The following is a 17,879-nucleotide window of genomic DNA, read 5'->3' as shown; positions in this document are numbered from 1 at the left end:
CATCCATCCAGAGGAGGGACATATAATGTGTAATTCGGCACTTAGTTGTTGTTCAGACAAAGTCATGGTGCAAGATAAAGTGTGTACGAATTGGCAGTTTACGGCTGCCGGTACACAGACCGTATATGCGGATAATCTATCTCAAATCATTACAGGCACGGGATATGTCAAAATCGAATCCAGTACGGGAACGATCACGGTCACCTTTATCCGAAATGCAGCTACGATTCAAACTATTATTATACCTGCAGGCAGCAGTACGTCCTTTACAGTCGGCCGCTTCGATACGATCAACTTAACGGCAACAGCGGCGGCGCAAGGTGAATTTTGCATTACCATTCGATACAACCTCTAAACCAAGTGAAGGCGGCTCTCTACTCAGAGTAGAAAGCCGCCTCTTTTTATGGATGGTACCGATGTCAACTTTGCAGGGTTAGCGTAGTTGAGATTACATATTTTCCCTCGATATAGGTTGAATCGCTGCCTTGTGAAGGGACACGAACGGAAATGACCGATTGCCCGATATAATTAACCGTGCTTCCCGGGGGCACAATCAAATGCCTCGTATCTCCCCCCACAATGTCGATCTCCAAAGCTTGCGTACTTTTTTCATTTGAGAAAATGCTGATTTGGGATAATGTCTGCGTGGAGGACACATTCAGCTCCCACAGTTGAAACTCGGGCTGTTCCCCTTGAAGTAATAGATTGCCGCAGCATTCTTTATCAAACCTATAAGACGTCTTGGGCTTCTTCGGCGGATCCGGCGGATGAATATAAGGCGGCTGCGGAAGGATGATATTGTTTGTTGTTGGCGGACAAAGCGGCGTTGGATGAGATTGACAGATTCGTCTGTGCTTGTGTCCACACTTCATATGTGGTGCGCTATTTTTTCTAGGTACGCAGGAGGGTCGCTTCTTGCGACATAATGTCTTTTTCAGCTTCCTCCCCCTCTTTCAGAAACCTATAATCACGATGCTTTCTGTTATTAAATGCCTGCTCATCACGCATTGCCATTGTTAATAGGATTTTATTTCCACTTTGATTAGGTCAGCTCAAACATCGACCAAACAACGCCTCGAGTGGCCCCGCTTCCTATATTGATTGATATCGTCAAACCATCGGAATTGTAAAATAACCCCACTACATCTCCGGCTGTCAGCGCAACATCTCCGGCCAATGTGATTTCCCCGTTTCCGAGCACAGCTCTTAAAGTCAACAGCAGCACAACATTCACGTTGAGTACGGGTAGTAGGCCACTTACTAAATTGGTCGCCGTTGGCGCGGTACGCTGCACGGCAAAAAAAGGATTGATTCCGGCGCCAAGTGTAACGGAAATTGCAGCAGTTGTTATATAGTTGATGGTCGCTTTGATCGCATATCTACCTGTTACTGGTACCGTAAAATTACCTGTTACCGGATTAAACGCCGCATTCCCGTAATATGGACTGGCGACTGACCAGTTCGTTAGCTGGGTACTTGCAGCAATAGTAAGCGTAGCTAAGAACGCAGAAAAACCAATCGCTGCAAAATTCGGCCCTGTCGCTCCTGTCACTCCTGTCGCTCCCGTTGCACCCGTCGCCCCCGTTGCACCCGTTGCTCCCGTTGCACCCGTTGCTCCCGTTGCCCCCGTCGCTCCCGTTGCTCCTGTCACTCCTGTCGCTCCCGTTGCACCCGTTGCTCCTGTCACTCCTGTCGCTCCCGTTGCACCCGTTGCTCCCGTCGCCCCCGTCGCTCCCGTCGCTCCCGTTGCCCCCGTCGCTCCCGTTGCTCCCGTCGCTCCCGTCGCTCCTGTCGCCCCCGTTGCTCCCGTTGCTCCAGTCACTCCCGTTGCTCCCGTCGCCCCCGTTGCCCCCGTTGCTCCCGTCGCTCCCGTTGCTCCCGAAGCCCCCGTCGCTCCCGTCGCTCCCGTTGCACCCGTTGCTCCCGTAGCTCCCGTCGCTCCCGTTGCTCCCGTCGCTCCCGTTGCACCCGTTGCTCCCGTAGCTCCGGGCGGACAAACTGGGCAGCATTGCCCGCCTCCTCCTTTCGAGAGACCGTCGCAGCTCAGCATAGATGAGCCTGAACAAGAACAATGTCGGCGGAGCGAGCTTTCCATGAAAACGTCGCCTGATTTCGAATTACCATTTGGCATGACTTATGCCCCTCCGTTCCATAGACCCTCAAAGTCTACTATCTCTATATTTCTTAGCTGCACTAGTACCAGTAGATGGTCATCTCCGTTCATCGCTTGTACTCAAGCCCGCATTTCACCAAAATTGGCGATTAACAGGTACTAAAAAAGCCTGTCACATGAGTGACAAGCCCCGTTCTTCGACCTCATCTATTAACCGACTTCCGTTCCCTTACTGACCTATACATTTTTTGGTTGAAATGCAAATAATCAAAGAAACTTGCCACTGTTGTGACAAGTCTCTTTGAACCTCTTTATGCAAACACCATATTCTTCCCGTAGAAAATTTCGTCCATTTCCCACTTTACGCTCTTCTCAATTTCCAGCTGCTCTTCCTTGCTGAGTGTGTCTTTCGTGTATCCGAACAAATAATTGTTCAAATCAAACTCCCGCAGCTTGCATTTCGTGTGAAAGATATTTTCCTGATACACATTCACATCAATCATCTGATACAAATCTTGAATTTCAGCCGGAATATAGCTTTGAATCGAACTGATTTCATGGTCGATAAACAGCTTGTACCCGTTGATATCCCGCGTAAATCCCCTCACTCTGTAATCGATAATCATAATGTCGGTATCAAAGGAGCGAATGAGATAGTTCAGCGCTTTAAGAGGTGAAATTTCACCGCAGGTAGAGACGTCTATATCGGCCCGGAACGTACTGATTCCTTCATCCGGATGATATTCGGGATACGTATGCACGGTGATATGGCTCGTATTCAGATGCATGGCAACGCCACTGGGAACGGGTCCGGGCGATTCCTCGAATGATTCGTGAGTCGCTTGCTCGAGCGGACCTTCCGAAACGAGCATCGTCACGCTTGCCCCTTGCGGCTCGTAATCCTGCTTAGCTACATTCAGCACGTGTGCTCCTATAATTTCGGCTACCGTCTTCAATATCGAGGTCAGTCGATCCGCATTGTATTGCTGGTCTATGTAAGCGATATACGATTCGCGCTCTTCTTTCGTTTTGGTAAAACAGATATCGTACATATTGAAGCTTAACGACTTGGTTAAGTTGTTAAAGCCATGAAGCGTAATGCGCTGCTCTGATGTTAATGGCAATTGGGCTCCCCCTAAGTGTAACGCCTCCGGCGCGGAAATAAACGACTGTATACTTAGAATGGGAAGTCCGGGCAGCTTCTATCCCAGAATCGGATTATTTTTCTTCTCTTGTTTGGTTAAGCCTGTTGACACCTCAGCGAACATGCATGGTCCCCATGCCGCGGAACAGAACATTATGACGCCAATTTGGGGCGGCATCCGCGAAGCGCATTTGCGGAAAGTGTTTCAACAGCGCAGTTAGCGCGATTTCACCTTCCAGTCGAGCAAGCGGTGCACCTAAGCAGAAATGAGCGCCGGAAGCGAATGCCAAATGTCGATTCGGCGTACGCCCGATATCGAATTGATTCGGATTCGTAAACTGGGCAGGATCGCGGTTTGCCGCACCAAGCATCACTTGTACCACCTGCCCTTGACGAATCGTCTGGCCTCCAAGCTCATAATCGACAGATGCAAGGCGTGAAGTCATCTGCACCGGACTTTCATATCGCAATCCTTCCTCAACCGCGGAAGGAATAAGACCGGGATTTTCGAGTAAACGCGCATATTGTTCAGGGTGGTTCAACAAAGCAAGCACTGTATTTCCAATCAGATTCACCGTCGTCTCATGACCGGCTACCAGCAGCAGCACGCATGTAGCGATAAGCTCCTGCTCGGTTAGCGCATCTGCTTGTTCTTTAGCGGCCAGTAAATCGCTAATCATATCTTCACGCGGGGAAAACGTACGTTCCGCAATTAAGCTGCGGAAATACGCTGTAATTTCGACGGCAGCCCGCACGGCTTGTTCTGCGAAATCAGGCGTTTGATCACCGCCGCCTTCGAGTATTCTGGCAAAGGTATGCGACCATTCCTTAAACATCTCCCTGTCTTCCGGTGGTACGCCAAGCATCTCGGCAATGACGATAACCGGCAATGGAAATGCGAAGGATTGAATGAGATCAGGCTGAGTCTCTTCTGCCATCTGCTCGGCAAGATGCTCCGCAATGGAGCGGATATTCTGCTTCAGCCTCTCCATCGATCGGGGTGTGAAGGAGTGGCTGACAAGCCCGCGCAATCTTGTATGTGTCGGTGCATCGCGAAGCAGCATCCAGTTATCCAAGAGGTTATTTACCGGCTCCCATGGCGTATTCTGCGACTGCGGCGGCTGTTCTTCTCGCTGGTGCTGCGGCATCGCGTTTCGGTTCTCTCGGACAAACAGCGGATCTTTCAGAACACGGTTGACATCCTCGTAGCGGGAAACCACCCACATATTGTGCCATTCCAGATATCGAACCGGTTCTTGCTCGAGCAAATAGCTATAGAACGGATAAGGATTATCATGCACTTGTACGTTATAAGGCCCAAACCATGATGCGATTTCCGAGGGTTCAAAGGTACGCGATTGATTTTGCAACAGCTCCACGCTCCATTTCTAGTGTTGAGGCTAAGTACTTACAACCTTTGCTCCATCATGTCCGCGATCTGATTCGCGTTTACATCCGATGATTTTCTCAATCCTTGGATCACTTTCGTCCTTCGTTCCGTGGAATGATTTTGACTTAATTTCCATTTCCCTTCGAAGCTTGTGATTCTTAGCTTGAATCCGACGATCATGTTCATGAGCTGCTCATTAAATGAGGAACGAGTATCTGTTGTCCACGGTGTTTCCATAGAAGCTTCGTAGGTGCTGATTGTTCGGTTCAAAATTCCGGCAAGCTCATCTTGAAGAGTTACAGGTATATACTCGCCGTACGCATGAACAGCTGTATAATTCCAAGTGGGAACGGTATTCCCTTCTTGATACCAGGTCGGAGAAATATAAGTATGAGGGCCTTGAAAAACAACCAATACTTGGCCATCTATGTAAGTCCAATGAGGATTGGTCTTGGCCATATGTCCAAGCAGATAATATTGACCGCTGTCATCTTGCTCGATTAGAAAAGGCAAATGTGTCGCGTAGGGTACTCCATCCGTCTGCGAGAATAATGTGCCAAAGCTATGCGCTTTAATGAACGACACCATCGCCGGAATGTCCGTCACCTGAAAATGTTTGGGAATATACAACTGCTCCACCTCCTTATACCTATTTTTTTACATGCACATAGTACGTGAACACGCAGACAAAAGTTGCACCGTTTGATGGGTTGAACAAAACAAGAAAGGCGAATAGCTTGTTTGCTATCCGCCATGACATTTCAAGTTATTGTCTCTTCTGCACCGGAATCCATATTTCGCTTCTATAGGTCGGCGACGTCATATCTTTACTCTCGTGCCACACCAGCTCAGGGCCTTGTGCTTGCTCGTAGCTGGATGACGGAAACCATTCGGAGTAGATCCGTCCCCATACATTTTGCAGCGTTTCCGGAAACGGTCCCACTGCTTCGAATACGGCCCATGTAGTTGGCGCCACTTCCAGCTTCTCCATATCTTCCGGACATTCGAGCGTTGTAGCAACGCCGATATAGTGATCAAGCTCCCCTTTCTCCTCCATACGCCCTTCGGAGAAGTTCGTGGAAGCACTAAGCATCCCCTTAGGCGAGATATTAGACAGACTCTTGAGCTTCTTGATTTTCTCCTCCGTTAAGCTCCCCGCCATGGCTGCAATTTCCGGGTTAACACCGTTGAATAGGATCGGGACCCGTTTCATTACCCCTACTATTCGGAAAGCTTCTTTCTCTTCGATACGGAAAATCATTTTATCTCCTCCTCTAATCGTTAATTGAAACGTCATTCTCGGAAAAGCTTGTAACGTTTGACCTTTGCTTCTTGCTTCCGTCGGCGTTAGGCCATGCAAGCCTTGGAATGCTCTTGTGAATGCATCCGGCGAGTTGTACCCGTATTTCACGGCAATATCGATGATTTTCGTCGTTTCATTGCTGCTGCTTTGCAGCTCGAATGCTGCAAGAGTAAGGCGCCTGCGACGAATGTACTCCGACAACGACACGCCTGAAAGGAATGAAAACATCCGTTTAAAATGAAATTCAGAGCACATCGCCAACCTTGCGACTTCTTTGAAGTCAATCTCCTCCGCCAGATTGTCCTCCATATAGGCGATGGCACGATTCATGTCTGCCAGCAAATTCATGGGTTCCTCCCTCCTACTTCTATAAAGTAACAGAACGTGTGCAGTGTAATCCGACTATTGGTGCACGATAATGCAGGATGCTTTCATCTATTTATGTATGGATGAATGTTGATCGATTAACGAATGCGCCGTGTTTATCTAGTACAGGAATGATCAAGCTTGAATCAAACTCGGTAGCCAGCTGAATATCATCCTCATATCCGATTGCAATCAATTCTTGACCTGAGCTGCAGGACGCAACCATCTGCGTTAGCTCACCTTTGCATGCTTCGAATACAGCTGCCGCGCTCTTCGCTTCAGGTGATAATTCGAATGCACCGAGTCGACTCAGAATCGCGCCGGCTGCCAGCATGTCTTCGAAACTAGGCCGCAGACTCCCGTCACTCCAACGCTCTCCGGCGGCGATAACCGTTACAATACCGCCTCGCTCACGTATATACTGCGCAACTGCACTCGCATTTCGCAGACAAGCGGCAATGACTTCACACTGGCTGTCTTTAGCGATAAACGAGCATGTCGCGCCATTAGGCGAAGGCAGCACAATTCGGCTGTTTGCTTCAAGAAGCGCTAATCTAGCCGGTGATAACGATATCGGTTCGCCGCGTTTGCCCGCAAGTAAAGCTTGCTTATCACGAGCATAATCTGCTGCTGAGGCATCCTTGAATCGATAGGGGAAGACAACACCTTCGCGGCTGAGAACGATATCTACACAAGTCGTAAAAGAAAGAACGTCTATGATGACAACAAGGTCCGAGACAGGAGCTAGTGCACGAACACCTTCATATCCCCATTCGAAACGAACTGTATATTTGGTTTGCTGATAAACTGCAGAGATTGTCATATTATCACCTCGCGGGTAAATTCTATCTCCTAGACTTTACCACAGCACAGTCCGCTATATTGAGAAATAAGACGAAATCAGCCATAATCAATCCTATATCCGCTCTAGGCGGCAATGGGAGCTGAATGAACATGACTACTTATGACGACGATTTGAAGAAACGACTGCGGCGAATGGAAGGCCAAATTCGCGGCGTCTTAAATATGATGGAAGAAGGCCAGCATTGTAAGGACGTAGTCGCCCAAATCTCGGCTGTCCGGAGTGCTGCCGATAAAGCAATCGCTTATGTTGTGGCCAAGAACCTGGAGCAGTGCATCAGGGAAGAAAATGAAAGCGGCGGCGATACAAGCAAGCTTGTGGAAGAAGCCATTTCACTGCTGATCAAGAGCAGATAATGCGTTGCCTCAGGCAACAGCAAAAAACCGCCTGATCCACGCTATTCGCGGATCAGGCGGCTCTTCTGACTAGGATCTCTTCTTACGCGTCATCACATCGAATATAACGGCAGCTGCCAATACGGCTCCGCGAATCATATATTGATACGAAATACCGACGCCAAGCAAATTCATACCGCTTGATAGGGAAGCCATAACAATCGCTCCAATGATGGAGCCCGTCACTTTACCGACCCCGCCTGCTGCGGATACGCCGCCGACATAAGCAGCAGCAATCGCGTCAAGCTCGAACAGTGTACCTGCTGTTGTCGTAGCGGATTGCAAGCGTGCTGTGAACAAGATACCGGAGAGCGCCGAGAGCATCCCCATCGAGCCGAATACGATATACGTAATCTTCTTCACGCTGATCCCGCTCAAATGCGCGGCCTCCGGGTTGCTGCCGACTGCATAGATGTGACGGCCGAGCACGGTTTTGGACGTCAGAATTTGATAGATCACAACGACGAGCAGCATAATGATGACCGTCCAGGAGAAGCCGTTATAGCCTGCGATGATCCATGTGATATAAGCAATAATGGCAGATACGAATACCAGCTTCACCATGAAGATGTTCTTGGAGGTGACTTCAAAATTGTACTTCAGTTTGTTTCTGCGCTTCGACACTTCCATCACAATGTAAAGCAGGATAATACATAGGCCGAAGATTAAGGAAAGCAGGTTTAGTCCGTTAATCTTCACAATGGAAGGGATAAATCCGTTCCCGATTGCGTTAAAATGCTCATCTTTGATTATAATGGTCCCTGTTTTCTCGGTTACGTTAAGCAGTGCGCCTCTGAAAATCAACATGCCCGCCAAGGAAGCAACGAAGGAAGGAATGCCGATTTGTGCAACCAGGAATCCGTTAAACAGTCCGACTACAATTCCGAGTACGAGGATGATCGGAATGGTCAGATAGAAGGGTACCCCAAGCTGCGTTAAGAAAATCGCTGCGATTGCGCCGAGAAATCCTGCTGCAAATCCAACAGACAGATCAATGTGCCGAATGACGATAACAAGTGTCATCCCTACAGCAAGAACTGCGATATAGCCCGTTGCATCAAGCAAATTGCTGATATTCCGTGATGACATGAATAAACCGTCTGTCATGATAGAGAATGTGAGCATGATGACGAACAAGGCGATATACATGCCATATTCACGAATATTTACTTTAATTAACGACTTTGCTTCGTTATAGAAATTCACAAGTCTTCCCCCTATTGCGTTGCAAAATGCATGATTTTTTCCTGATCGGCTTCTTCTATGGACAGCTCGCCCTTCATGCGGCCTTCTGCCATGATGTAGATGCGGTCACTCATTCCCAATATCTCACCGAGCTCGGATGAAATCATAATAATGCTCATTCCCTCACTGATCAGCTTGTTCATGATGGTATAAATTTCAAATTTGGCGCCGACATCGATTCCTCGAGTCGGTTCATCCAGAATGAGCAATTTCGGACCGACAAACAGCCATTTGCCCAGTGATACCTTCTGTTGATTGCCGCCGCTTAAGTTGCCGACGATTTGCTCAATGGAAGGGGCTTTAATATTTAACGACTGCTTGTAGCTATTCGAGATATTCACTTCTTCATTGCTGTTTATAAATCCGCGTGATGATATCTCATGAAGATTCGCAGCTGTTAGGTTGCTCTTAATATCTTGAATCAGGAAGAGACCATCACCCTTGCGGTCTTCCGTCACATAAGCGATACCTGCGGTAATGGCATCCTGCGGATGCTTGAATACGCATGATTTGCCATCCAGAACCATCTCGCCCTGCAATTTATACGACTTCGGGTTACCGAAAATGCTTTGTGCCAATTCCGTTCGTCCGGAGCCCATCAAGCCGGCAATGCCGACGATTTCTCCTTTTTTAACGTGCAAATGAACGTTCTTCACAACGCTTCGACCCAGCTTCGGATCATAGGCAGACCAATCTCGGAGCTCCAATATCGATTCTCCGAATGTCTTGTCAGCCCGCTTCGGATAAATATCGTCGATCTCACGACCAACCATGTTCTTAATAATGATGCTTTCGGTAATTTCGCCTTTGGATGCATCGAGCGTACAAATCGTTTTCCCATCGCGCAGTACAGTTGCCTTGTCAGCGATTGCAATGACTTCTTTGAGCTTGTGTGAAATCATAATGCATGTAATCCCTTGGTTCTTCAGTTCACGCAACAATTGCAGCAGATTCTCACTGTCGTCCTCATTCAGTGCAGCCGTAGGCTCATCCAGAATAAGCAGCTTCACTTCTTTGCTTAATGCTTTGGCAATCTCGACCAGCTGCTGCTTCCCGACGCCCAAGTCTTTAATCAAGACCTCAGGGTTTACGTTCAGCTTCACCTTCTGCAGCATTTCTTTGGCTTTGACAATCGTTTGATTCCAATCTACGAACGCGCCATTCTTCACTTCATTGCCTGCAAAAATATTCTCGTACACCGTCAAATCCGGGAATAGAGCCAGCTCCTGATAGATGATGGCAATACCCGCTTTTACGCTGTCACTGATTTTCGAGAAGCTTTGGACGCCGCCGTTATAGACGATATCGCCTTGATAAGTGCCATATGGGTAAACTCCGCTTAACACTTTCATCAGCGTCGACTTGCCTGCACCGTTCTCTCCGATCAAGCAATGGATCTCGCCCTTTTTAACTTTAAAGCTTACATTCGAAAGTGCCTTAACGCCTGTAAACTCCTTGGAAATCCCGTTCATCTCTAATATGAATTCACTCATGTCAGTCGCTCCTTACCCAAACAAGGCTTACAAGCAAGGAATAGTGATAGACGGTGCTATCACTATTCCGCATTACCTGCTGGTTATCTGCCGTGCTTACAGCCCTTGGAAATCTGCTGCTTTGTAATAGTCGGAATCGATTAGCTTTTCTTTCACGTTTGCTTTGTCGACTACGATTACGTCCGTTTGTTTGGCCGGTACATCGATCTTGCCATTGTTGTACGAACCTGTTGTATCAGGAGTATTGCCATCCAAGATGGATACCGCCATACCCATTGCGTCTTTAACCAAGTTACGAACATCTTTGAATACGGTCATCGATTGTTTGCCGTCAATCACGTATTGAACAGAAGCTTGCTCCGCATCTTGACCTGTAACCACGAAGCTTGTAACCGCTTTATCAGAACCGAATACGTCAGCGATCGAACGAGCCGTACCATCATTTGGTGCCAAGATCGCCACGTCGCCTTTCATGTCAGCTGCTGCTGCAGTCAAATGGGTTTGGGCTTTGTTCTTCGCTTCGTTTGCATCCCAGTTCGTTGTTACTTGACCAATGATTTTGCTCAGTTGATCACGGGATAGTTCAGCTGTATCCTTCAAGCCTTCAGCTTCACTCGAGTTTGCTACTTTGAATGTACCGTCAGCGATCTTAGGCTGCAGCACTTCCCAAGCACCTTGGAAGAACAAGAATGCGTTGTTGTCGGAAGCAGCGCCAGCGTACAAGTAAAGCGGCTCGCCGTTTCCTTTGGCATGGTCGACCAGGTATTGCGCTTGTGCTTTACCAACCGCTACGCTATCGAATGTTACGTAGTAGTCAACTGCATCTGTTTTAGTAATGAGGCGATCATAGGAGATCACTTTAACGCCGGCTTCTTTAGCAGCTTCAACTGCAGATGCTGCAGCATCGCCGTCTTGCGGACAGATAATAAGGACTTGGATGCCTTTATTGATCAGCGTCTCTACGTTCTCTTTCTCTTTGGCTGAAGAGCCTTGGCTGAACAAAATTTCCGTTGAATAATCCGTGCCGTCCAGTGCTGCTTTAAAGCGCGTTTCATCCTGCACCCAACGCGGCTCATCCTTAGTCGGCAATACGATACCTACACTTACCTTTTTGCTGTCGCCGCAAGCAGCGACGATTGTTGCAAGCAACATAATGACCATTACTAACGCGATTGATTTGAAGCCTTTTTTCATGATTGTTTTCCCCTCTCGATATACTAAAGCGTTTACAAAACCAACTATAGCATCGGATATTCACCTTGAAAGCGCTAACTTATAGCACTTTTTTCATACCATCTGCACTATTTTGATTTTCACTGCTTATCGGGCAAACAAAAAAGCGGAAGATCAGCTCAATCGCTGATCTTCCGCTTCTACTGCTTACTCTGTCCGATAAATATCTGCCCGCTGGTGGAAGCCATCGGCAATAATCGTTGCATCCATGTTCATTCGATCGACTGCGATCGGTTCAAGCAAGATGGCCGGCACATCGATTTTCTTGTTGAAAACGGTCTTGTCCGTGCTCACCTTCTCGCCCTTCGCCATCCGTACAGCTAAGTCTGCTGCAGCTTCCGCAAGCTTCGGAATCGGCTTATAGACCGTCATCGTTTGCGTACCTTCCACGATTCGCTGCGCGGCCGCGAGCTCGGCATCCATCCCGGAAACAGGGATTCTGCTAGCCATTTGCTGAGCGGCAAGTGCTGCTATGACTCCGCCTGCCGTACCGTCGTTAGCTGCAATAACGGCATCGATGTCATTATGATTGGCTTTCAGCGCCTCTTCCATATTCGCTCTGGCATTGGCAGGGATCCATTCCTTCGTGAATTGATCATAGACAATACGTATGTCTCCTCGATCCACGAAAGGCTTAAGCACTTTCATCTGGCCTTTCTTGAACATATGAGCATTGTTATCCGTATCTGCCCCTTCAATCAGCACGTAGTTCCCTTTGGGTACCTTAGACACAATGGCTCTCGCCTGAAGCTCGCCGGCCTTCTCGTTATCAAAGGAAATATAGAGATCGACATTGGCATTTAAGATCAACCGATCATAAGAGATCACTTGTATGCCCGCTTGATGGGCTTTTGCGACAATGGCTGCTCCGGCTTCCGCATTATGAGGTACGACAACGAGAACATCCACGCCGCGCGAGATCATATTCTCCGCTTGGGCAATTTGTTTGGCGTCGTCGCCATTGGCCGCTTGGACATCCACCTCTGCACCGAGACCTTCAACAGCAGCTTTGAACAAATCCCGATCCTTCTTCCAACGTTCTTCCTCTAACGTATCGAGGGACAAGCCAATGACCACCTGCGCATCACTGACTTGTTTGGTCGGAGTTTCCTCGGTCCCCGCTCGTACACCTGCACCGGTTCCGCCAAGTGAGCAGGCAGACAGCAGTACAATAACTCCCATTAAGCTCAGCAGCAGCTTCACTTGCATTCGATTACAATTTGGAATTCGATGGCGATGCCTCACGGTTAACCTCCCTTTCCACGCTCTCCTACAGCTGCTTCTTGTCTACCGGACGCAGCAGTTGTTTGCGATAATCTGTCGGTGAATGTCCCACGATCTTCTTGAAGACGCGGCTGAAATAATTGGGATCATTGTATCCGATTTCGAACGTAATTTCCTTCAGGCTCATCTCCGACTCCAGCATCAATTGCTTGGCGGCCTCCATGCGGCACTCGGTCAAATAGTCAATATAATTCATGCCAAACTGTTCCTTGAACAGCTTGCTCACATAGAAAGGGTTCCTGTCCACGACAGCTGCCAACCGTTCCAGTGACAAGTCTTCATGGGCGTGTTCCTTAATGTAATGCTTCAGCTTGAGAAGAAGGCCCGTCTCCAAATCACCGTTGTTCCGTGCCGCCGCTTCCGCAATGCTCGTAATGAGCACTCGCGTCTCTGCGCGAAGCTGCACATAATTCGTCGTTTGACCTTGGTAATATAGCTTTTGAATAGCAACACCCATTTCCTGCAGCATCCGACTGACGATGACCAAGACTTCAAACACACGCTGCTGCGCGATGGCGACACGCTCTCCCGCTCCTTCGTACACATCAATCATCTGCCTGACCAGATCGGCCGCAGCCTCAAAATGACCTCGGCGAACGTCTTCCAGCACATTTTTCTCCAAATCCATCGTCAATCGGCTGATCGACTTGCTGTCATGACGAGGAAGATCCTCAAATAAGCAGAACCGCGCAGGCAACGATAGATCAACGGATGCCAGCATCGACTCATGATACGATTTGCGCAATTCCTTCAATTCTCTGTACAATCCGCCGATTCCGGCAAAAGGCTCATACCCGCTATGACGCAAGGCTGCCTGCACGAGTTTCCGGCCCATGACAACAGCGTAGCTGCGGTAGGACTGCTCGCCTTCCATGAATAGAATGATTGGAATTTGATTACCGGTAATTTTGCCGATCCAGCAATGAACGTTCCAATCGGCTAATTGCTTCACGATGACGGCGTGCAGTCCTTCCAGCTCTTCATGTCGGCCGTGCTCAGGGCGGCCTTCATGTGTCGACTCCGAGAGCAGCAAATTAATGACGAAGCCGCCTTTCGTCGCGGGCAGACCCAATAAATGAATCATCTCACTCAGATGCACAGACGGAGCATCGTCAAACAGCAGCTGTGAAACAATATCCGCCTCCACGATAGGAAGCATTCTGCGCAGACGCTCCGAATCCATACGCCGATGCTCGGATTCCATCCGGTTGCTCAAGATGTCATGAACGACTTTCCCGATCGTTTCTTGAATAACCGTCGTCTTACTGGGTTTAAGCAAATAATCGCTTACCCCCATTTGCAGCGCCGATCTGGCGAACTCGAACGTGTCGAATGCCGTAACGACAATGAACTTCACCGTATCGTTAAACGTCTTAATGCGTTCAATCGCTTGAAGCCCGTTAATGCCGGGCATCTTGATATCCATCGTAATCAGATCCGGCTTAAGCAGCTCCGCCGATTCGATCGCTTCGCGTCCATTGGAAGCCTGTCCGACAATTTCGACCTCTGTGAAGCTTGTTTCGATGATCCGCTGGAGAGCCATACGCTCGATCGGCTCATCATCAACAATCAATATCCGTATCATAGCTTGGGCTTCCTCGGAAGCGTTAACGTAATGCATGTTCCTTCTCCGATCTTCGAGTCAATGTGTATAATCTCTTCAACTCCATAGAACAGCTGCAGCCTATGCAGCACATTCCGAATTCCAATTCCGGTGGAATGACCCTTATAAATGGAATTATCCGTATCCGCCAGAAGCCGTTCAATCTGCTCAGCGTCCATGCCTTGACCTGTATCGGACACCTCGACCGTGACATGCTCCTCATGACTCTTCACGCGAAGCGTTAACGTGCCGCCGTCTTCAGACGGTTCAATCGCATAGATAAATACATTCTCCGCAAGCGGCTGTAGAATGAGAATCGGCACATCGATATCGAGCCCCGCTTCTTCAATCTCCCGGACAACCTTCAGCCGATCACCGAATCTTGCTTTCTGAATCGCCAAATATTCTTCCAGCACCTCGACCTCGTCTCCAAGCGTCACTCTGCTGTCCATCCGGCGTAAATTGTAGCGAAGCATCCCGGCAACCGAGCTGATTAACTCGCTTGTTTTGTCTGCGCCGGCGAGATAAGCCTCCTTCGAGAGCATATTAAGCGTATTGAATAGAAAATGAGGATTGATCTGGCTCTGCAGGCTCTTCAGCTCACTCTCCTTCAGCATCAGCTTATGCTTGTGAAGATCATATTCCAGCTGCGCCTTACTTTGAATTTCATCGAACAGATTGCCGATATTCAGACGCATCGTGTCTAACGTTTTGGCTAGGAACGACATGTCATCATTGTTATTGATTTCAATGGGCTTGTGGAAATTGCCCCGCGAAAGCTCCCTCGCTGACTGCGTTAGTTTCAGAATCGGCTGCGTCACGCTGTTCACGAACCGGAAGGAGAAGATGAGCAGCATGAGCGATACAAGCGCGAGCGTCCAGAAGCCCATCTTGAGCAAATCATCACTGCGCTTAATAATTTTGCGATAAAAGGCATCATAGGTCTTCTGTTCCCCGCTGATCAGCGTCAGGGTCGCTTCCGAGATATATTTGGAAATGCTCGATGCCTCATCGAACTTCTTCGCTACCTCATCCTCGTTGTTGTCTTTCTGAAACCGGACGACCAGCCCCATCGCCTCGGACTGGCTCTCCAGCATATGCTGAAAGTTATCGAGCAGCATCGCATTGTTCGCGTTGCGCAGCCAATTGAGCTCCGATTTGGTGTGCTGCAGCTCATTATTATCGTCGAAATACTGCTCCAGACTCTCTTGGGAGAGCGATATCCTGTAGTTGTTGAGAGAAGTAAGTGCCTGCTGGCTTTGCTCCGAGGCTTGGTTCATCAACAGATAGCGCTGCAAAATCTCGTTATATTTCTCTACCGTCCGCTGATTAAACAAACTCATAGACAACCAGATGACAGCCATGATGATCCAAATGAGAATAGACAGCAGCAGCATTTTGTTGCGAATCGTATTCACTTCGCACCGCCTCCTTCCCCGGAAGAGGCTACAACACTAATCGGCGTAAAATAGCGCTTGTTCAGCGGAAGCTGCTCGCTGTCCAGCCAGCGTTTCATCAAATCGACGCTCATCTGCCCCATTTCCTCATAATGCTGGGACAGACCGGATTCAATCAGTCCTTCTTGGATCAATTTGACCGTTTGCGGTGAATTGTCGAACATGAATACTTCATATTCATGCATACGTGAGCGAGATTCGCCGGCCTGCACGATGCTTTTCCCCGAGTCGGTCGGCAGTCCGATGAAAGCATTCACCTTCGGATAATGATTCAGAATATCATTGGTTTGTGCATTAGCCTGCACATGCTCGTTATCCTTTGATGCATACACGAGCTGAATTCCATTGTATTGAGCCAACACCTCACGCAAACCCTTCTGCCGCAGCTTGTCCGTGTCCGAGCTCTCCATGTTCGTAATGACACCGACAGTCCCTTGCCCGTTCAATGCTTCCGCGATATGTTTGCCCATCACGATGCCTTCCTGGTAATGATCCGAACCGACGTAGGTTTTCCTCAGACTACCCGGCGCATCGGAATTAATCATGACAACAGGAATGCCGCGAAACGTCGCCTTATTGACGATCTGCACGAAATCGGGTCGATCCACACCTTCAATGATAATGCCATCTACTTTGGAAGCGATTGCAATATCAACCTGCTTAATGAGCTCCTCGACGTTCGAGCGGTATACCCCCCAGAAGTCAATCAGCATGCCGTGACCTGCCGCTGCTGAACGGGCGCCTTTCTGAATTTCGTTCATCACGTAGCTGCCCTGCTCCTGTGAAATGATGACAATATGCGGGGAAGTCTGGTTGCCCGCACTCTCCATATTGCCCGACATCCCGAGATCGTCGTTACGATATAACATCAAATATAAAGTAATTGTCAACGCAACCAGGCAGATGCCCACGAATAAGGTAAAGAAAATAGGCTTTTTCATATTTTCTCCTAAGTCATTAGCGATTTTCACGTAATTCTATCACGATTCACCTATTCTGCACAGTTCCTCGCCAAACCGCATCATCCAAGGTCAATAAATGATCGGCTATACTCATGTTTTCTAATCCAACGGTAAATGATACAATATGGCAATGAAGACCAAATTTCTTCATCCAAACCACTGAAGGAGTGAATGGAATGTCAGTTGATGCTTACCTGAATTTTCAAGGAAATACCCGTGAAGTCATTGAATTTTACGCGGAAGTCTTCAATACTGAAATTACGAATTTGACGACATTTGGTGAAATCCCGCCGAATCCGGAATATCCACTGCCTCCCGGCATGGAGAATGGCATCATGCATGCCCGCATGACTGTACTTGGAAGCAACCTCATGTTCTCGGATACGTTCCCGGGTATGCCTTTTACGATGGGGAACAACATTAGTCTTGCAATCGTTTCAGATGACGCTGACGAACTCAGACGTATTTATGGGAAACTAAGCGAAGGCGGATCAAACAGCATGCCGCTTCAAGAAACGTTCTGGACGAAGCTGTATGGCGTCACAACGGATAAATTCGGCATCACATGGCAGTTCAACCAAGGACTATAACTTCGATAAAGAAACGGGACAAGCCTTTGACGGCTGTCCCTTTTTTTCTGTCCTAAAATTGATGCATCCGTCTACCTGACACTAACATAATCCCCTCCCCCATAGATTCATATAGTGTACTAATAGGATGGGAGGATGAATGATGGTTAGATTGCGCAAAGGTACGACAATTATAAACATCACCTACAACTACAACATCTCGATTCACAACGATCGTCGCCGTTTTACCTGGATCCAGAAGGCCCAGAGCGGCGGGCAAATCAACAAAGACGTAGGGTTTAACGCCAACCAAGGCGGCCAGAACGCGGTGAATCGCAGCAAAAACATTCAGAAAGGGCCGCGGCCGGACAATGGGACGACAAGCGGTCTGAGCAGCGTTTGGCTAAGTAAACAAGTGAAATAACAGCGATGTAGAGCGTCCATTGGGACGCTTTTGTTT

Annotated in this window: 18 protein-coding genes; 4 read left to right on the top strand and 14 right to left on the bottom strand. The window is 48.4% G+C overall.

The window, feature by feature from the left end; all coding sequences use genetic code 11:
• Positions 1-25 precede the first annotated feature (25 nt).
• A complete protein-coding gene (locus AC0YN4_RS00660; RefSeq protein ID WP_475780557.1) occupies positions 26-355 on the top strand; it encodes a DUF3992 domain-containing protein in 330 nt (109 codons plus the stop codon).
• 64 nt (positions 356-419) lie between these two features.
• Here the strand turns inward: AC0YN4_RS00660 and AC0YN4_RS00655 are convergent, their stop codons facing one another.
• From AC0YN4_RS00655 to AC0YN4_RS00625, 7 genes are all read right to left on the bottom strand, one after another.
• Complete coding sequence (locus tag AC0YN4_RS00655) at positions 420-872, bottom strand: S-Ena type endospore appendage (protein WP_475834854.1); 453 nt, start codon at positions 870-872, stop codon at positions 420-422.
• 170 nt (positions 873-1,042) lie between these two features.
• Complete coding sequence (locus AC0YN4_RS00650) at positions 1,043-2,131, bottom strand: hypothetical protein (RefSeq protein ID WP_475834853.1); 1,089 nt, start codon at positions 2,129-2,131, stop codon at positions 1,043-1,045.
• A gap of 293 nt (positions 2,132-2,424) precedes the next feature.
• A complete protein-coding gene (gene speD, locus AC0YN4_RS00645) occupies positions 2,425-3,237 on the bottom strand; it encodes an adenosylmethionine decarboxylase (RefSeq protein ID WP_475780554.1) in 813 nt (270 codons plus the stop codon).
• Positions 3,238-3,370: 133 nt separating this feature from the next.
• The gene (locus AC0YN4_RS00640; protein WP_475834852.1) at positions 3,371-4,627 is read right to left on the bottom strand and encodes a cytochrome P450; all 1,257 of its coding nucleotides are present in this window, start codon (positions 4,625-4,627) and stop codon (positions 3,371-3,373) included.
• Positions 4,628-4,665: 38 nt separating this feature from the next.
• Complete coding sequence (locus AC0YN4_RS00635) at positions 4,666-5,277, bottom strand: FMN-binding negative transcriptional regulator (protein ID WP_475780552.1); 612 nt, start codon at positions 5,275-5,277, stop codon at positions 4,666-4,668.
• A gap of 136 nt (positions 5,278-5,413) precedes the next feature.
• Positions 5,414-6,298, bottom strand: coding sequence for an AraC family transcriptional regulator (locus AC0YN4_RS00630; protein WP_475834851.1), 885 nt, complete (start codon positions 6,296-6,298; stop codon positions 5,414-5,416).
• A 91-nt stretch (positions 6,299-6,389) separates the two neighbouring features.
• On the bottom strand, positions 6,390-7,139 hold the full coding sequence (locus AC0YN4_RS00625) for a 2-phosphosulfolactate phosphatase (protein WP_475834850.1): 750 nt from the start codon (positions 7,137-7,139) through the stop codon (positions 6,390-6,392).
• 131 nt (positions 7,140-7,270) lie between these two features.
• On the opposite strand from AC0YN4_RS00625, the gene AC0YN4_RS00620 reads away from it, so the two are divergent.
• Complete coding sequence (locus AC0YN4_RS00620; protein WP_475780549.1) at positions 7,271-7,534, top strand: metal-sensitive transcriptional regulator; 264 nt, start codon at positions 7,271-7,273, stop codon at positions 7,532-7,534.
• A 69-nt stretch (positions 7,535-7,603) separates the two neighbouring features.
• Here AC0YN4_RS00620 and AC0YN4_RS00615 read toward each other — a convergent pair whose 3' ends face one another.
• The 7 genes from AC0YN4_RS00615 to AC0YN4_RS00585 form a co-directional block, all read right to left on the bottom strand.
• Positions 7,604-8,779, bottom strand: a complete 1,176-nt coding sequence (locus tag AC0YN4_RS00615; RefSeq protein WP_475780548.1) for a sugar ABC transporter permease — start codon at positions 8,777-8,779, stop codon at positions 7,604-7,606.
• An 11-nt stretch (positions 8,780-8,790) separates the two neighbouring features.
• Positions 8,791-10,311 (bottom strand): ATP-binding cassette domain-containing protein, encoded by a 1,521-nt coding sequence (locus tag AC0YN4_RS00610; protein ID WP_475834849.1) that lies wholly within the window; start codon positions 10,309-10,311, stop codon positions 8,791-8,793.
• Positions 10,312-10,407: 96 nt separating this feature from the next.
• Complete coding sequence (locus AC0YN4_RS00605) at positions 10,408-11,505, bottom strand: sugar ABC transporter substrate-binding protein (protein ID WP_475780546.1); 1,098 nt, start codon at positions 11,503-11,505, stop codon at positions 10,408-10,410.
• A gap of 186 nt (positions 11,506-11,691) precedes the next feature.
• Entirely contained in the window at positions 11,692-12,753 is a 1,062-nt protein-coding gene (xylF, locus tag AC0YN4_RS00600) for a D-xylose ABC transporter substrate-binding protein (RefSeq protein WP_475834848.1), read from the bottom strand.
• A gap of 61 nt (positions 12,754-12,814) precedes the next feature.
• On the bottom strand, positions 12,815-14,449 hold the full coding sequence (locus AC0YN4_RS00595; RefSeq protein WP_475834847.1) for a response regulator: 1,635 nt from the start codon (positions 14,447-14,449) through the stop codon (positions 12,815-12,817).
• Entirely contained in the window at positions 14,410-15,849 is a 1,440-nt protein-coding gene (locus tag AC0YN4_RS00590; RefSeq protein ID WP_475780544.1) for a sensor histidine kinase, read from the bottom strand. The genes AC0YN4_RS00595 and AC0YN4_RS00590 overlap by 40 nt, the downstream gene beginning before the upstream one ends.
• Positions 15,846-16,829 carry a substrate-binding domain-containing protein gene (locus AC0YN4_RS00585; RefSeq protein WP_475780543.1) on the bottom strand — a complete coding sequence of 328 codons (984 nt, stop codon included), beginning with the start codon at positions 16,827-16,829 and terminating at the stop codon, positions 15,846-15,848. Before AC0YN4_RS00585 ends, AC0YN4_RS00590 begins: the two co-directional genes overlap by 4 nt.
• Before the next feature lie 197 nt (positions 16,830-17,026).
• Between AC0YN4_RS00585 and AC0YN4_RS00580 the strand changes: the two genes are divergently transcribed.
• Together AC0YN4_RS00580 and AC0YN4_RS00575 are read left to right on the top strand one after the other, a co-directional pair.
• Entirely contained in the window at positions 17,027-17,440 is a 414-nt protein-coding gene (locus AC0YN4_RS00580) for a VOC family protein (RefSeq protein WP_475780542.1), read from the top strand.
• A 139-nt stretch (positions 17,441-17,579) separates the two neighbouring features.
• Positions 17,580-17,843, top strand: a complete 264-nt coding sequence (locus AC0YN4_RS00575) for a hypothetical protein (protein WP_475780541.1) — start codon at positions 17,580-17,582, stop codon at positions 17,841-17,843.
• Positions 17,844-17,879 lie beyond the last annotated feature (36 nt).

Source organism: Paenibacillus sp. J22R3, assembly GCF_056269305.1.
Note: the sequence above shows the minus strand (reverse complement) of the source record. Positions and strands in the feature narration are given on the sequence as shown.

Excerpts from the sequence above, each read along its gene's own strand:
- AC0YN4_RS00660 (WP_475780557.1), top strand. The coding sequence starts at position 26 with ATGTGTAATTCGGCACTTAGTTGTTGTTCAGACAAAGTCATGGTGCAA.
- AC0YN4_RS00655 (WP_475834854.1), bottom strand. The coding sequence starts at position 872 with ATGAAGTGTGGACACAAGCACAGACGAATCTGTCAATCTCATCCAACG.
- AC0YN4_RS00650 (WP_475834853.1), bottom strand. The coding sequence starts at position 2,131 with ATGCCAAATGGTAATTCGAAATCAGGCGACGTTTTCATGGAAAGCTCG.
- AC0YN4_RS00630 (WP_475834851.1), bottom strand. The coding sequence starts at position 6,298 with ATGAATTTGCTGGCAGACATGAATCGTGCCATCGCCTATATGGAGGAC.
- AC0YN4_RS00625 (WP_475834850.1), bottom strand. The coding sequence starts at position 7,139 with ATGACAATCTCTGCAGTTTATCAGCAAACCAAATATACAGTTCGTTTC.
- AC0YN4_RS00620 (WP_475780549.1), top strand. The coding sequence starts at position 7,271 with ATGACTACTTATGACGACGATTTGAAGAAACGACTGCGGCGAATGGAA.
- AC0YN4_RS00610 (WP_475834849.1), bottom strand. The coding sequence starts at position 10,311 with ATGAGTGAATTCATATTAGAGATGAACGGGATTTCCAAGGAGTTTACA.
- AC0YN4_RS00605 (WP_475780546.1), bottom strand. The coding sequence starts at position 11,505 with ATGAAAAAAGGCTTCAAATCAATCGCGTTAGTAATGGTCATTATGTTG.
- xylF (WP_475834848.1), bottom strand. The coding sequence starts at position 12,753 with ATGCAAGTGAAGCTGCTGCTGAGCTTAATGGGAGTTATTGTACTGCTG.
- AC0YN4_RS00595 (WP_475834847.1), bottom strand. The coding sequence starts at position 14,449 with ATGCATTACGTTAACGCTTCCGAGGAAGCCCAAGCTATGATACGGATA.
- AC0YN4_RS00585 (WP_475780543.1), bottom strand. The coding sequence starts at position 16,829 with ATGAAAAAGCCTATTTTCTTTACCTTATTCGTGGGCATCTGCCTGGTT.
- AC0YN4_RS00580 (WP_475780542.1), top strand. The coding sequence starts at position 17,027 with ATGTCAGTTGATGCTTACCTGAATTTTCAAGGAAATACCCGTGAAGTC.
- AC0YN4_RS00575 (WP_475780541.1), top strand. The coding sequence starts at position 17,580 with ATGATGGTTAGATTGCGCAAAGGTACGACAATTATAAACATCACCTAC.